The sequence below is a fragment of the Brevibacillus sp. Leaf182 genome (assembly GCF_001423865.2).
GTDB classification, from domain to species: Bacteria; Bacillota; Bacilli; order Brevibacillales; family Brevibacillaceae; genus Brevibacillus; species Brevibacillus brevis_C.
On the sequence record NZ_LMPN02000014.1, the window covers coordinates 50656 to 66686 of the forward strand.

A 16031-nucleotide genomic window follows, 5' to 3' on the forward strand; every position below is an offset into this window, starting at 1 on the left:
ATCCCACCTCCCTCCTCACTCTACCCCCTTATCTAAAACGTTTTTTTATATTTTCCAAATCCTTTGCAGTGACACCTTTTTTCGAAAGCTTATTCAACAGGCTTCCGACATTTTCTGTTTTCTGCATCTGACGAAACTGCGCAGCATAGCTGTTAACCTCTTGCTCGGTCAATTTTTTCCCTGACTTTCTGGCCATTTCACGAATGACTTCCTTGATTCCCGCATCTGTCCTTAGCTTTTCCTTAGGAATGGATTTAACAATGTTGAGCAAAGAACCAATATCCATCAGTATCCCCCCTGGTTGCAGTTAGTTCCTTTTTACTCTATGTAGCCACGGGCGTAATGGATTGGTCATTTGTCCATGCGACAGAAAAAAAGAAGAGGTCGTAAAAAACCTCTTCTCATCCGTGTTTTGATTATGGAGTAATATCCGCGTATTTGAAATCGATAGCACCCAGACCATCCATTACGACATCTTTCAGATTTTCATTCTGCACCCAAGAGTTCGCGTAGAAGTAGATTGGCATGATTGGCATTTCATCCATCAGGATTTGCTCAGCTTGAGCCAGAATTTCTTTTCGTTTCTCTGGGTCTTGCTCCAGAGCGGATTGGCTCAGGAGCTCCTTGTACTTTGGATTTTCCCAACGTGTATCGTTGTTTCCGCCGTCTTTTTCCTGGAACATTTCCAAGAAGTTGATGGGGTCATTGAAGTCACCTAGCCAACCTCCACGAGCGATTTGATATTTACCTTCGTGTACGTCTTCTAAGTATACCTTCCACGCTTTATTTTCGAGCTTGATATCTACACCGAGGTTTTTCTTCCATTGATCCTGTATTTCTTTTGCGATCTTTTTATGACCTTCGGATGTGTTGTAGATGAGTGTGATTGGGGGGAGTTTGGAGATACCCTCTTCCTTCATACCTTCTACCAGTAATTTCTTTGCAACTTCAAGGTCATTGTCTTTGAAGTAACCGTCTTTGCTCAACGCCATGCTCGGTGGTACATAGCTTGTTGCCGGTACTTGACCAGCTTTCAGGATATCGGAGGTGATGCTTTCACGATTAATTGCGTACGCGAAGGCCTTTCGAATTTTTGCGTTGGTAAACGGTGCTTGCTCTGTATTGAAACGATAAAAGTATGCACCGGCGATTGGCTGTGTCTTCAAGATACCAGCTTCCCTCAAAACCGGAAGTGCATCGATTGGCAGGGAAGAGTTTGGAGCACCTGCCCAATCCAGCTCGTCGTTATCAAACATAGCCAATTCCGTAGTCTCATCCTCTATCATGGTGAATTCGATCTTATCCAATTTTACATTGGCTTTATCCCAATACTTTTCGTTTTTGGAAACTACGAGCTTGCTCTTGTGCTCCCATGTGTCCATTTTGAATGGTCCGTTACCAACAACCGTCTTTGCCTCGTCAGCCCATTTTCTGTTGCCTTCGACTACCTTCTTGTTCACCGGGAAGTATGTTTTAAAAGCAACCAGCTCCGGGAAAAATGGTGTCGAGTTTGTCAGTTCCACTTTTAGCGTCTTATCGTCAATCGCCTTTACGCCAACGTCTCCCGCCTTGCCGGTCCCTTTGTTGAAGTCTTCCGCACCTTTCACATAATACAACTGGTAGGCGTAGTTGGATGCTGTCTTGGGATCGAGCGCGCGTTTCCAAGCATATTCGAAGTCATATGCCGTTACTGGATCGCCGTTGCTCCATTTTGCTTCACGAATCTTGAATTCATAGGTTTTTCCATCCTTAGAAACGGTATAGCTCTCTGCCGCGGCTGGGTGCACCTTTCCGTCTTTTCCGAGACGTGTCAGACCTTCGAATATAGCAGTGATGATCGTGCTAGAGGTTATATCCTCCGCAATTCCTGGGTCTGCTGTAGGCGGCTCCGATTGCAGATTCATTCTTAATACTTTAGGCTCGGCTGCTTGGACGGCGCCTTCGTACCCTGTCATCATTCCACCGAAAACAAGGACTGAACTCAAAGCCAAAAAAACACTCTTTTTCATCATACACACCCCTATTTCCCTAATAAGAATCTTCCGAAAATTAGTATACAATAAAAGTGTAAAAATTTGGATGTTCAATTAACAAAAAAAGAAGAGAGGTGAGTATAACACCGCTCTTCTTTTACATGCACAGCTATTATTTCTTTTCTACGAGATCTGCGTATTTGTAGTCTACAGCACCCAGACCATCGATGATAACATCTTGTACTCTGTCATCCTTCACCCAAGATTGAGTATAGTAGTAGATTGGCATAATTGGCATTTCATCCATCAGGATTTGCTCCGCTTGCGCCAGGATTGCTTTACGTTTTTCTGGGTCCAGCTCCAGAGCGGATTGGTTCAGGAGTTCTTTGTACTTCGGATTTTCCCAACGAGTATCGTTGTTTCCGCCGTCTTTTTCCTTGAACATTTCCAGGAAGTTGATTGGATCGTTGAAGTCACCCAACCAGCCTGCACGAGCCACTTGGTATTTACCTTGGTGTACGTCATCCAGGTATACCTTCCACTCTTTGTTCTCGAGCTTCACGTCTACGCCCAGGTTTTTCTTCCATTGGTCTTGGATTGCCTCAGCAATCTTTTTGTGACCTTCGGAAGTGTTGAAGGAAAGAGTAAGTGCCGGGAATTTGGTCAAACCCTCTTCTTTCATTCCTTCTTCGAGCAATTTCTTCGCTGTTTCGATGTCATTATCCTTGTAGAAACCGTCTTTGTTCAGCGCCATGCTTGGTGGTACATAGCCTGTTGCTGGCAATTGACCAGCTTGCAGGATGTTGTCGATCAGGCTTTGACGATCGATCGCATAGGCAAACGCTTTACGGATTTTCACATTGTTGAACGGTGGTTTTTCTGTGTTGAAACGGTAGAAGTAAGTACCCGCGATTGGCTGTGTTGTCATTTTGCCGGATTCTTTCAAAGCCGGGATCGCGTCAGTTGGCAACGCAGAAGTTGGAGCGCCTGCCCAGTGCAGTTCACCGTTTTCGTACATGGACAGCTCAGTATTCTCATCCTCTACCATGGAGAATTCGATTTTGTCCAATTTTACGTTGTCTTTATCCCAGTAGTTATCGTTTTTGGAAACTACGAGCTTGCTCTTGTGCTCCCAAGAATCCATTTTGAATGGACCGTTACCAATAACTGTTTTCGCATCGGTAGCCCATTTCTCGTTGCCATCTACTACTTTTGGATTAACTGGGAAGTATGTTTTGAATGCAACCAGCTCCAGGAAGAATGGAGTTGGGTTTGTCAGTTCTACTTCGAGTGTTTTATCGTCAATTGCTTTTACGCCAACGTCTTCTACTTTACCCTTGCCTTTGTTGTAGGCTTCTGCGCCCTTCACATAGTACAGTTGGTATGCATAGTTGGAAGCTGTTTTTGGATCAAGAGCGCGTTTCCAGGCATATTCGAAATCTTTTGCCGATACAGGATCGCCATTGCTCCATTTGTTATCACGAATTTTGAATGTATATTTTTTACCGTCTTCAGAAACAGTGTAGCTCTCTGCTGCTGCTGGATGGTATTTACCGTCTTTACCAACGCGAGTCAGACCTTCGAAGGTAGCAGTGATGATGGTGCTGGAAGTTGTATCTTCCGCGATACCTGGGTCAGCTGTTGGTGGCTCGGAGTGCAGGTTCAGTTTCAGTAATTTAGAGCCAGTTGCTTGTGCAGAATTTTCTGTCTTTGTTCCGGAAGCATTGTTATCTGCCGGTGCCGCCTGGTTTCCGCCACCGCATCCTGCGAGTGCCGCGCCAAGAACGAGGATAGAACTCATTGCCACGAAAACATTCTTTTTCATACAAGTAATCCCCCTTTTCTAAATCTTTTATCAATATACATGGTTTTATATATTTTTTAAATATGTTTTAGAATGATTTAATAAATTTTTATTTATTTATAAAGAGAATTAACGAATTATAAAATATATTGATCGATAAATAAAATTTCCAGAACATACCTCCCTCGATATTTCTAAGAAAAACCGCATAATATCAAGCTTTTTCAGAATCGAGGATTCAAGCTTCATTTATTGATCTATTTTTTCATTCACCCAATTTTATCCATGTTCAGTAAAGTTGCAATAGTAATTTAATTTATAATTTTATAATTTATAATATCGACGTCCATCCTCGGCTCGATTGTTCTCTCTGAAAATGGTTTACAAAAAAAGAAGAGTGCCGTAGCACCCTTCCTTTTTTACAACGAGTTATGCGCTTTTTCTTATTGAATGTCTGCCCATTTCCAGTCTACGAAACCGAGACCGTCGAGTACTACACCTTTTACTTTGTCTTTTTTCACATAAGAATGTGTGTAGTAGTAGATTGGAACTGCTGGCATTTCGTCCATGAAAATGGCTTCTGCTTGTGCCAGGATTTGTTTGCGTTTTTCTGGGTCCTTTTCCAGAGCAGACTGGTTCAGCAGCTCTTTGTACTTCGGATTTTCCCATTTCGTGTCGTTGTTTCCGCCATCTTTGTCCTTGAACAGGTCCAGGAACGTGTATGGATCGTTGTAGTCACCAGTCCAGCTGGAACGAGCGATTTGGAATTTACCTTGGTTCACATCTTCCAAGAATACTTTCCATTCTTTGTTCTCCAGCTTAATGTCTACGCCGAGTGCTTTTTTCCATTGGTCTTGGATCGCTTCGGCAATTTTCTTGTGACCTTCAGACGTGTTGAAGGAGAGTGTCAGGGTCGGCATTTTGGTAATGCCTTCTTCCTTCATACCTTCTTCCAGCAATTTTTTCGCTGCTTCTACATCGCCATCTTTGAAGTACGGGCTTGTTGCCACTGCCATTGTTGGCGGGATCAGACCCATAGCTGGTTCTTGGTTTGCTTGCGTGATGTTGTCGATGATAGATTTACGATCGATTGAATAAGCAAACGCCTTACGGATTTTCGCGTTGTTGAACGGCGGAACTTCCGTATTGAATTTGTACATGTACGTACCCGCGATCGGGCGTGTTTGCATTTGGCCGGATTCTTTCAATGCAGGAATCGCATCGGTAGGAAGTGAGCTCAAAGGTGCTCCGGACCAATCCAGATCGTCATTGTCGAACATGGACAGCTCTGTATTTGCGTCTTCAACCATGGAGAAGTTGAGCTTGTCGAGTTTTACAACGTCTTTATCCCAGTAGGTATCGCTCTTCACGAGAACCAATTTGCTCTTATGTTCCCATGTTTCCATTTTGAATGGACCGTTACCTACGTGTGTAGCTGCTTCGCCCGCCCATTTATCGTTGCCTTCGACTACTTTTTGGTTAACTGGGTAGTACGTATAGAACGCAGTCAGCTCCAAGAAGAATGGTGTTGGATTTTTCAAAGTTACGACGAGTGTTTTATCGTCAGTCGCTTTTACGCCAACATCATCAGCTTTTGCTTTACCCTTGTTGTATTCTTCTGCGTTTTTCAGGTAATACAATTGGTAAGAGTAGTTAGATGCTGTTTTCGGATCGAGCGCTCGCTTCCAAGCATATTCGAAATCCTTTGCAGTAACTGGCTCTCCATTGCTCCATTTGCTGTCACGCAGGGTGAATGTATAAGTAAGACCATCTTCGGATACGTCAATTTTCTCTGCTACAGATGGATGTGGTTTGCCATCTTCGCCAATACGAGTGAGACCATCAAATGTTGCACGCAGAACCGCACTGGAAGTAGAATCCTCAGCCAATGCAGGGTCAGCAGTTGGTGGCTCGGACATCATGTTCATTCTCAATTCTTTAGGACCACTTGTTTGCTCACCAGCAGGTTTGCTACCTTGCTCGCCTGCTTTCTCGCCGCCGCCACAGCCTGCCAGCGCCGCACTCAGAACCAGGATAGAACTCATTGCTGCAAAAACGCTTTTTTTCACGGTGTTGACCCCCTTTATTTCTATCGGTAAAACTTCATTGAAAGCTACTCCACAAATATACTGCATTTTTAGTAATATTGAAGACATTTTAAGTAAAATTAATTATGTTTTATTCAAACATCAAATTCTATTAAAGGAAATAAATTCGGTATTTTCATCATGATGAAGTATGCCTCGTACATAAAAATTTATGCAGCATTAAAACAACCCCTCCGGCCATAGGCGAAGGGGTTCACTATGATTACATTTGGGCTCGTCGATACTCGTTCGGTGCTACACCGACGATTGCTCGAAAATCTCGAATAAAGTGAGAGTGATCGTAGTAGCCAAGTGAGGTAGACAGGTCCAGCCAATCTTGGACCGTTCCCTGGTCAATCTGCTCTGCCGCTTCATGTAGTCTGTATCGTTGGATGACCGACTTCGGGCTGACGCCTACGTACCGATCAAACAAGCGCTGCATCGTCCGCATATTCATTCCGGTCAATTGTACCGCATCCTCGACTTTGAATACGGATCGATCTGCCTGGATCATCCTGACGATTTCACTGATGCGCGCTACATTCGGGTCAGGCTTTGGCAAGTGTTCGAATAGAAAGGCTTCTACTCTTTTCATCATTTGCTGATCATCTGGCAGGCCTAGCACTTCTTTCTCAAGCTGCTCGGTTGCAACACCAAATACGGCTTCCAGACTCGTAGAAGTGCCACTCAACTCTGATACCGGGGCATTCAGAAACGGATAAAAACCTCCGGGTCTGAATTTTACTCCGAAAACGTGACCTTGCCCCTCTAAAAGATGCGAGGAAGTCGTGCGGGCTACACCAAAAATGCCAGATGCTCCTTTTTCAAACACGAGATTCACATTGGGATGAGCCAGTACAGTTTGCGAGTAAGGCAGTTCCGTACGTAAATCCCACCGGACGACCCAGTAGTGCTGCACGAAGTAGCTGATTTCAGCAGATGGCTCGTATCTGTTCAGCGAAAATTTCTTCTGTCCAATCATGGCATGCAGTACACCCTTTGGGAGCTTGGCAGTCTGATTTTCCAAGGTGCGCCTCCTGTCGTGTTTTTACAATACACACTACCGAATTCTTCTTATAGTAAGAGTAGTAGTTGGGAGACTTGATTACAATTCCCAAATGAAAAAATCAGGGGGTAAAACGATGGATCTTCGCTTCGATTTCTACATGGGTGCTACGCCAGAGCAGGTCTGGCATGTCCTGACTTCCGATGAAGGTGTAAAGAGTACTTTCTTTGGCTGTACGATTCGCTCGACTTTTCAAGTAGGCGACGAGATGGCTTACGTTGGTCCGGGAAAAGCCGGTGACGACACGGTGCATGTATACGGGAAAATCCTGCAATTCGAACCTCATCGTATTTTTAGTTTCACTGAACATCCGGGTCCTGCCTATTACGAAAATCACGCGGAATTGCAGTCTCGTGTCACCATTACCTTAGAACCGGTTGGTGGCTGCACCAAGCTGACGTTGATTCAAGATCAATGGACAGAAAACCACCCCTCCCACGTAAGTGCCAGCAACAATTGGCCGATGATGCTCTCGTCGATCAAGACGTATGCGGAGACAGGCAAGACACTTGATTTTGGCTACTAATACAAAAGAGTCCCGAGACCAGGAGCTGCCCTGACCTCGGGATTTTTGTTATTTTTGTTACTCTGTCATTTCTGCCCACTTTAGGTCGATAAATCCGAGTCCATCCACTTGAACGCCTTTCACCTTGTCGCTTTGTACCCACACATCCACATCCGTGAACAGCGGGATCAACGGCATGGCATCCATAAAGATTTGTTCAGCCTCTGCAAACAGTTGCTTGCGCTTTTCTGGATCAGTTTCTACCGATGACTGTTTCAGCAGTTCTTGGTAACGTGGATCTTCCCAACCCGTGTCGTTGTTACCTGTTTTACCATCTTGGAACATTTCCAGGTAGTTCATCGGATCATTGAAGTCCGCATTCCAACCGATACGACCCATCTCGTAATTGAGCTCATGCATATCCTGCAAATGAACGGCGGACTCCTTCACCATGATTTTTATTTCGATGCCGAGCTTTTGTTTCCATTGGTCCTGAATCGCTTCGGCAATTTTCTTATGTCTGTCGCTTGGATTGTAAGACAAGGTGATTGGAGGCAGCGTTGTCACGTTGAGCTCCTTCATGCCTTCTTCCAGCAGCTTTTTCGCTGTTTCTACATCATTATCCTTAAAGTATCCTTCTTTTTTGATAATCATGGATTGCGGCAGCATCCCCATCGTTGGCACCTGGCCCACTTGTGTGATGTTATCTACGATGGTTTGACGATCTACCGAGTATGCCAATGCTTTACGAATTTTCACATTGCTCAGTGGCCCTTTTGTCGTATTCATCTTGTACCAATACATCGTCGCTTTTGGATGAACAACGAGTTTGCCAGCGTCTTTCAGTGACGGAATCGCATCGGTGGGAAGTCCACCGAGTGGCTGACCTGCCCAATCCAGCTCACCATTCTCGAACATGGACAGGGCTGTATTATCGTCCTCGATCATCGCGAACTCAATGCGATCGAGCTTCACTACGTCTTTATCCCAGTAGTGCTCGTTCTTTTCCAATACGATCTTGCTCTTGTGCTCCCACGCTGTCATCTTAAATGGACCGTTGCTTACGTGCGTCGCCGCTTCGTTTGCCCATTTCGGATTGGCCTCCACAACTTTTTGGTTAACCGGGTAGTAGGTGTAGAAAGCCGTCAGCTCCAGGAAGTAAGGCGTTGGATTCTCCAGCGTGACTTCCAGTGTTTTGTCATCGAGAGCCTTTGCCCCGAGTTCGTCGGGCTTCATCTTGCCTTCGTGAATCAGCTTCGCATTTTTAATGTAGTATAGCTGATAGGCATACTCAGCACCGAGGGTCTTGCTAAGTGCACGTTTCCATGCATATACGAAGTCATGGGCAGTCACTGGATCACCATTGCTCCATTTAGAATCGCGGAGCGTGAAGGTATACACCAGTTTGTCATCCGAGATTTTGATATCGGATGCTACTGAATTCACTGGCTTTGCGTTCGCATCGAAGCGAGTCAAACCATCAAACGTAGCACGAACAATCGCTCCCGATGTGGCATCCTTCGCAAGACCGGGGTCCGCTGTCGAAGGCTCACTCATGATGTTCGCCCGAAATACCTGAGGCTTTGCATTTGCAGGCTTTTCAGCGGGCGCTGCGGTTCCCTCAGTTGGAGGGGTTGTTGTTGATGGCTGCGTACTCGTGGAGCATCCAGCTAACACGCTTCCGGCGACCAGCATCGCGCCAAGAAACAACTTGAGATTTCTTTTCATCTGAAAATTCCACCTTATCTATATTTTCTCATTTCAAACACAATATACTCGACCGGAATTGGGTTGAAAACGGGGTTGTTGTAGATTTAATTTAATTTTATGAAAATTCACTACATTATAAACAAAAGTAAAGCCCAACCAGCTTTTCGGCCAGTTGGACTTTGTTGATCGATCAATTATTTCTACTTTAGAACGCTGGAACAATCGCGCCTTTGTATTCATCTTCAATGAACTTTTTCACTTCAGGTGAGTTCAGTGCTTTTGCCAGCTTTTGAATTGCTTCGGAATCCTTGTTGTCAGGACGAGCTACCAGGAAGTTTGCGTATGGAGTATCTTTATCTTCAATAAACAGCGCGTCTTTGGTAGGAACGAGCTTTGCTTCCAGCGCGTAGTTGGTGTTGATCAACGCCAGATCTACTTCTTCCAGAACGCGTGGCAGCATTGCTGCTTCTACTTCTTTGAACTTCAGGTTTTTCTTGTTCTCAACAACGTCCTTCACAGTACCGCTGATGCCAGCGCCCTCTTTCAGCTTGATCACGCCGTTTTTCTCCAAGAGTGCGAGTGCGCGGCCGCTGTTTGTTGGATCGTTTGGCAGCGCGATTGTTGCGCCATCAGCTAATTCATCCACAGATTTTACTTTTTTGCTGTAAGCGCCGAATGGCTCAATGTGTACAGCCACTACTGGCTCCAGATTCATGTTTTGTCCTTTATTGAAGTCTTCCAGGTAAGGCTTGTGCTGGAAGAAGTTAGCGTCGAGTTGTTTCTCGTTCACTTGAACGTTAGGTTGTACGTAATCGGTGAACTCTTTAATTTCCAGGTTCACGCCTTGTTCTTTCAGTTTTGGTTGAACGAATTTCAAGATTGCTGCATGTGGAACGGGAGAAGCGCCTACCTTCAATGTTACTTCCTGTTGTCCGCCTTGTGCGCCGCCTTCAGCCGGAGCAGGTGCTGTTTCCGTTTTGCCTCCGCAAGCTGCCAAAGAAAATGCCAATACAGTAGAAAGTACAGATACGACTAGCTTTTTCATGAATGATTTCCCCCTTGCATGTATTTAGTCTTATTTTTTGAAAATCTATATGGAAAGATCTATTTGCGGCTGAATTTCAGAACCAGACGGTCCCCCAGCGTTTGTAAGATCTGTACCATCACCAGCAAAATAACAACAGTCACAATCATGACATCGGTTTGGAAACGCTGATAACCGTATCGGATCGCCAAGTCACCCAAACCACCACCGCCAATTACCCCAGACATTGCGGTATAGGAGACCAGCGTAACCGTCGTGATCGTAATACCTGCGATCAGTCCAGATCTAGACTCTGGCAAAAGGACATTCCAGACGATCTGCCAATTGGACGCCCCCATAGATTGTGCGGCCTCAATCACGCCTTTATCAATCTCACGCAGAGAGGTTTCCACCAAGCGTGCGAAAAACGGAGCGGCACCAAATACGAGCGGCGGAATGGCACCCAGTACGCCGAGTGAGGTTCCTACGATCATTTTCGTCACAGGAATCAGCAAAATCATCAAAATGATAAACGGTACCGAGCGCAATACGTTGACAACGAATGATGCGATCGTATAAAAAGTGCGGTTTTGCAGAAGCTGTCCGCGTGAAGTCAAAAACAGAACGATTCCCAATGGCAAACCAATCAGGACGGTAAACAGGGTGGAAAAGCCGAGCATCGTGAGCGTGTCCATCGTACCTACGCCGATTTCAGCCCAATCCACATTCTCGAATGTCCAGTCCATTTATATCACCTCTACTTCCAAGCCACGTTGGCGCAGCGTCTCAATGGTCTTTTGATTCTGTGCAACATCGCCTTCCAGCTCGATCACCAACTGACCATACGGCGTATCTTTCATGCGGGAGATTGTTCCCTGCAAAATGCTGAACACCGTACCGGTCTCTTGCATCGTTTGGAACAGGATCGGCTGGTACGTTTTTTCTCCGAGGAAGGTGACACGAGCAATGGTCCGGTTCCCCGAAGCCTTTTCGTGCTCGACTGCTTCTCTCAGCTCTGTAGAATCTGCTACTTGTTCCACGAATTCCTGTGTCGTTGGATGCTTCGGACGAAGGAATACATCCAGTACGTTACCCGACTCGACGATCTTTCCGCCGTCAATTACGCCGACACGATCACAAATGGAGCGAATGACGTGCATCTCGTGGGTAATCAACACAATGGTCAAGCCCAGCTTGCGGTTGATGTCCAAGAGCAGTGCCAGAATGGAGTTCGTCGTCTGCGGATCGAGAGCCGATGTAGCTTCGTCACAGAGCAGCACTTTTGGATCATTCGCGAGCGCCCGGGCGATCCCGACACGCTGCTTCTGTCCGCCAGACAGTTGGGACGGATATTTGTCCTTATGTGCCTCCAAGCCAACCAGCTTCAGCAGCTCGTTTACTTTCTTCTCAATCTCTGCCTTCGGACGCTTGGCCAGCTTGAGCGGAAAAGCGACATTTTCACCGACTGTCGAAGAAGACAGCAAGTTGAAGTGCTGAAAAATCATGCCGATTGAGCGGCGCTTTTCTTGCAGCTTCCCTTCATCCAGCCTAGTCAAATCGACGCCGTCCACAATAACTTCCCCAGAAGTTGGGCGCTCCAGCAAATTGATGCACCGGATCAACGTACTTTTCCCTGCACCAGAGTGTCCGATAATCCCGTATATTTCTCCTTGCTCTATGGAAAGGTCGATCCCCGTTAATGCTGGGATGGTTTTACCTTGTACTTGATAGCTTTTATGCAAATGACGCAGTTGGATCAACGCATCCACCTCCCGACCACAATCTTGATAAAATATGAAAACCCCTTTTTCAATAAACGAAAAAGGGGCTGCAACGCAATGTATACGTTCGCATCCACCCTTCTCATCTACACAAGATCCAAACAATCCTGTAGGAATTGGCACCGCGACGTTCATTCGAAAATGAACCGGCTGCCGGGCTTCATAGGGCCTGTCCCTCCGCCTCTCTTGATAAGAAAGATATCTACGTATATTATGTTCGTTTTTTCTATTTCATGATGATACAAAACGGATTATATCCTTTTTGAAAATATCACGTCAATAGTAATAGCAGGAAAAAGTTTTTTAATCCATGACGCCGTTGCGGATGATTGTTGACTTTACGTGAAAGCGAAACTTTGCTTCCTTGAACATTTTTCTCCACTCGGCCTGCGTCATGTTTGCCATCCCTCTTCTATTTGCACGATACACCATCCCGAATCCAGCGGGATCGACATCGAGGCCCTGCAATTTACTGACTACTTTCTGCAATTCTTTTTCGATCTCTTTATCCAGTGCATTCTCCATGATTTTCATCAGCTTTGCATTCTCTAGCTTCAGCGGAAGGGTTAATTCCAAAATTCTCGCATGTAATCGTATATCAATATCAAAGACCGGGGGGACACTTGGGTCAGATCAATTTTAGATTTGCTGGAAATGGTGTCAAAGACAAGCTGCACACGGTCTTTTTTACTTCCGCGGCTCTTTGGCTCCTCCCCAAAAATACGAGCAGGAACAGAAGTATCGTAGCTGCCAATGCTGAACTTTCCATGCATGAGCTTGATTAAAAAGGCTTCCTTTGGTGTGATCCACCCTACATAACGCTCCCCTTGAAATAATGCGATACCCTTGATTTGCAGCTCATTTCCCTTTCTTGCAATGTACGGCATGATCGGGTCGATTCCTTTGTCATAATAGGCCCGAAAAAACTCATGCATGGTGGAAGACGGAATTTTTTCCCCTTCAATATTTTGCTCAATCATACGGTATAAATAGATTCCGATATTCCCTTCTTCAGAATAGGGATACGTTAACATATCATATGTTTCGCCTTCAAATAGGCAAAGATAAACCCTGCTGGAAATAGAGGAATCCCGATACAGCGTGTCAACGATACTGCCAAGCCCGCGTTTTGCCAAGTTTTCACTGTAGAGGGCGACACGAATCTGCCCACCCAACACTCTTTTATCTGATTGTAAATTAACCCGATCCCGGATTGATTTGCTGGTCTCCCCCATTGCTGAGAAAATCTGTATCTTTTTTTTTGCCTCTGGATTAATGGAGGGCATGATTGCAGTCCCACGAATGTTTCCATCCTTTAACAAGTCATAGCCGACAGCTGTGGCAAGTCCAGTTTCATCAAAAATCTGCCGATCTCCACAGCCTGTGACTATTATGACACCAGAACACCACAACGCCAAAAACCGTTTGATGAAGGACAACCTCTTTTTCCGCTCATCAAGCATCAGGCACTCTCTCCTTTGCTCTTCGATTTTGCCCGTTGCGTTCGCTGCTTCAGCAAGACCATGACGTACAAAAAATAGGGGTACAGGTACACAACCCATATGCTAATTTTCCCATGCACAGTAAAAAGCCAATTCATCTGCTGTCTGGAAAGCATCGTCAAGGAAGCAAGATAAATCACCGATAAAATCCAATACAATGAACTTCGCAAGTTGAAGCTGAACAAACGCTTGAGCCCTCGCGCCGAGCACCACAAATACAGCATGATATTCGGCAAGATGACGATAAGCCACAGCGAGATAACGACCAGCTCAAATCTTTCCAGAATGGGGAGATACACCATCTTTTGCAGATTGAGTGTCGCCCAGATCGTCCTCATGAGCTGACCTTGGCTAAAAAAGACCAAGGACACGATCATGACCAATAAATAGATAAGATAAGTCACCAGCACCGCCAACTGTGCACTTTTATTTACCCTGTCCTTATTTTGTACATAGGGATAGACGACATAGAGAACCTCGAAACCGACACTGGTCAATGACATGGCCATCATTCCTTTGAAAAGGTTCCCAAAGCTGGTATCCATAATCGGAAACAAATATTCCCATCGTGCGAATTCCAAAGGGAAATATAAATCAAAGACTAGCCATGCCGTTGCTATAATGGAAAAAAACGTATAGCCAGCTATGACTCTTATCCCTCCCACAATGGTGTAGTACGCAAGAAAAAGGATGATTCCTGCCAATATCCACGTAGGTAAATTCGGGAACACCCAGGTTTGGACAACTTCGATGTAGCTGCGAAGAATGATTCCAGCTGTCAATATAAAATAGATTATAAATATGATGCTTACAGCAGTTCCTAGCCACCTTCCAAACACATCATCTTGAATGCCGTAAATATCAGCCGAAGGGTATTTTTGCATAGTCTTGATAATGATCCACAATGTTAGATGCGTAACCAAGCCTGCAAGTATGACCGAAATCCACGCATCATGCCCTGCTTCCTTCGCAATGATTCGTTGAAAGCCCAAGATGCCCATTCCAAGTTGAGCTCCATGCACCAGCAACCCTGCAAGATATGCCGATATTGTATTGCCCTTGCTTACATCGATGTTAATGTTCATAGCAGCCTCGCTTACTCGTCAATGTCTTTCTTCTCTTTGGCATTTCCCCTGTCAAAACGAAGTACTCGTTTTGGTGTAAAAAACTTGAGGCGTTCGGAAAGAGAGGATAATGGAGCGCGAATAAAGCCATCTTTCCAATCGGAATAGCGCACGGGGTAAATGGGGTACATGTAAGGACGCCCCAAACTCGTCTGTCGGAGCAAATGGCTGGCTAGGAAGCTGAATCCGACTACAATGCCCAATGCCCCCAGCATGCCCGCCAGCAAAATCATTGGAAAACGAACGACCCGGATCGTAGAACCGATCATATAGCTAGGTGCGATAAAGGATGACAAAGCCCCGAGGGCAACGATAATAATCAGGATATTGCTGGTGAATCCAGCCTGAACAATGGCCTGTCCGATCACAATACCGCCCACGATACCTATCGTCTGACCGACCTTGGTCGGTAGTCTGGCTCCGGCTTCCCGCAAAAGCTCAATAATCAATTCCATCAAAATAGCCTCCCACAGCGGTGGAAACGGTACTCGGGAGCGTGATTGCGCGAGGGAAAGCAAAAGGTCTGCCGGAATCATCTCGTAATGATAGGTCAGCGCAGCCACGTAGATCGGGGTCAGGATCAGGGACAAGATCATGGCAAAGATTCGCATGAGTCTGTTGAAAGTAGCAAGACTCCAGCGCAAATAATAGTCATCTGGCGATTGAAAAAATTGAAGTAAGGTGGTGGGACCGAGTAAAGCGAACGGGCTCCCCTCCACGAGTATGGCAATCTGTCCTTGTCGCAGTCCGTGTACGACCCGGTCTGGACGCTCTGTTTGCTGAAGCGTAGGAAATAATGATTTCTCATTGTCTGCGATATGCTGCGCCAGTATGGTAGAATCCAGACTGCTGTCTAACTCCAGATCACAAATCCGCTGACGTACCGTATTCACATTTTCCTCATCTGCCGTCCCGCTCAAATATAGGATCGACACATCCATCGGTATGTTTATTCCCACGCTCAATTGTTCATGGAACAATTTTGGTGTTGACATATATTTTCGAATGATGCAGATGTTCACATTCAGCTCTTCTACAAAGGCGATCTGCGGGCCGAGTACAACCGTTTCGATTTCGGGTGCTTGAATACTTCTGCCAACTGTCCCATCGCTGGGAAACGACAAGCAGTAGGGCGATTCCGCAACTTGAATGACAATATGACCTCGGAGTAAACGCTCAATGGTTGCCCCTTCATTGAAAACACGATTGCTGCTAGAAGCACCTAAATGCCGAGCGACTTCCTCAATCCCACTTTCCTCCAAACAAAGGTCACGCAGCTTCGGGATAAGCTCGCTGTAGACAACCTTGCCATCTGCCATAGAGGATAAATAGAAAAGTCGCACGCGGCCTTCTGGCTCATCGATATGTTCCGTAATCAGGTCACTGGTATGTTCAAACCAATTGCGTGCACTTTCCCGATCCATCGACATCTTCACCTCAGAACTTAGAAAATCA

Annotated in this window: 14 protein-coding genes and 1 riboswitch; of the genes, 1 reads left to right on the forward strand and 13 read right to left on the reverse strand. The window is 45.6% G+C overall.

Annotated features, from left to right (window positions below; translation table 11 throughout):
- Positions 1-28: 28 nt before the first annotated feature.
- From ASG16_RS02335 to ASG16_RS02355, 5 genes are all read right to left on the reverse strand, one after another.
- The gene (locus tag ASG16_RS02335) at positions 29-286 is read right to left on the reverse strand and encodes a hypothetical protein (RefSeq protein ID WP_007721136.1); all 258 of its coding nucleotides are present in this window, start codon (positions 284-286) and stop codon (positions 29-31) included.
- Positions 287-416: 130 nt separating this feature from the next.
- Positions 417-2009, reverse strand: coding sequence for a peptide ABC transporter substrate-binding protein (locus ASG16_RS02340; RefSeq protein WP_056488766.1), 1593 nt, complete (start codon positions 2007-2009; stop codon positions 417-419).
- Positions 2010-2145: 136 nt separating this feature from the next.
- Positions 2146-3798, reverse strand: coding sequence for a peptide ABC transporter substrate-binding protein (locus tag ASG16_RS02345; RefSeq protein WP_056488765.1), 1653 nt, complete (start codon positions 3796-3798; stop codon positions 2146-2148).
- Positions 3799-4220: 422 nt separating this feature from the next.
- On the reverse strand, positions 4221-5846 hold the full coding sequence (locus ASG16_RS02350) for a peptide ABC transporter substrate-binding protein (RefSeq protein WP_056488764.1): 1626 nt from the start codon (positions 5844-5846) through the stop codon (positions 4221-4223).
- Between the two features lie 241 nt (positions 5847-6087).
- Positions 6088-6891, reverse strand: coding sequence for a helix-turn-helix domain-containing protein (locus ASG16_RS02355; protein WP_056488763.1), 804 nt, complete (start codon positions 6889-6891; stop codon positions 6088-6090).
- A 115-nt stretch (positions 6892-7006) separates the two neighbouring features.
- Between ASG16_RS02355 and ASG16_RS02360 the strand changes: the two genes are divergently transcribed.
- Positions 7007-7456, forward strand: coding sequence for an SRPBCC family protein (locus ASG16_RS02360; protein ID WP_056488762.1), 450 nt, complete (start codon positions 7007-7009; stop codon positions 7454-7456).
- Between the two features lie 57 nt (positions 7457-7513).
- On the opposite strand, the gene ASG16_RS02365 is transcribed toward ASG16_RS02360, so the two are convergent.
- The 8 genes from ASG16_RS02365 to ASG16_RS02395 all read right to left on the reverse strand — a co-directional run bounded on the left by ASG16_RS02365 (position 7514) and on the right by ASG16_RS02395 (position 16000).
- The gene (locus ASG16_RS02365; RefSeq protein WP_056488761.1) at positions 7514-9163 is read right to left on the reverse strand and encodes a peptide ABC transporter substrate-binding protein; all 1650 of its coding nucleotides are present in this window, start codon (positions 9161-9163) and stop codon (positions 7514-7516) included.
- A gap of 187 nt (positions 9164-9350) precedes the next feature.
- Positions 9351-10190: a MetQ/NlpA family ABC transporter substrate-binding protein gene (locus ASG16_RS02370; RefSeq protein ID WP_056488760.1), complete on the reverse strand. Its 840-nt coding sequence runs from the start codon at positions 10188-10190 to the stop codon at positions 9351-9353.
- A gap of 59 nt (positions 10191-10249) precedes the next feature.
- On the reverse strand, positions 10250-10915 hold the full coding sequence (locus ASG16_RS02375) for a methionine ABC transporter permease (RefSeq protein ID WP_056488759.1): 666 nt from the start codon (positions 10913-10915) through the stop codon (positions 10250-10252).
- The gene (locus tag ASG16_RS02380) at positions 10916-11929 is read right to left on the reverse strand and encodes a methionine ABC transporter ATP-binding protein (protein ID WP_056488758.1); all 1014 of its coding nucleotides are present in this window, start codon (positions 11927-11929) and stop codon (positions 10916-10918) included.
- 100 nt (positions 11930-12029) lie between these two features.
- A riboswitch (SAM riboswitch) is annotated at positions 12030-12146 on the reverse strand.
- A gap of 107 nt (positions 12147-12253) precedes the next feature.
- Complete coding sequence (locus tag ASG16_RS31475; RefSeq protein WP_255412976.1) at positions 12254-12526, reverse strand: Ger(x)C family spore germination C-terminal domain-containing protein; 273 nt, start codon at positions 12524-12526, stop codon at positions 12254-12256.
- Positions 12517-13413: a Ger(x)C family spore germination protein gene (locus ASG16_RS02385; protein ID WP_255412977.1), complete on the reverse strand. Its 897-nt coding sequence runs from the start codon at positions 13411-13413 to the stop codon at positions 12517-12519. The genes ASG16_RS31475 and ASG16_RS02385 overlap by 10 nt, the downstream gene beginning before the upstream one ends.
- On the reverse strand, positions 13413-14537 hold the full coding sequence (locus ASG16_RS02390) for a GerAB/ArcD/ProY family transporter (RefSeq protein WP_056488757.1): 1125 nt from the start codon (positions 14535-14537) through the stop codon (positions 13413-13415). Before ASG16_RS02390 ends, ASG16_RS02385 begins: the two co-directional genes overlap by 1 nt.
- An 11-nt stretch (positions 14538-14548) precedes the next feature.
- Positions 14549-16000, reverse strand: a complete 1452-nt coding sequence (locus ASG16_RS02395) for a spore germination protein (protein ID WP_056488756.1) — start codon at positions 15998-16000, stop codon at positions 14549-14551.
- Positions 16001-16031 lie beyond the last annotated feature (31 nt).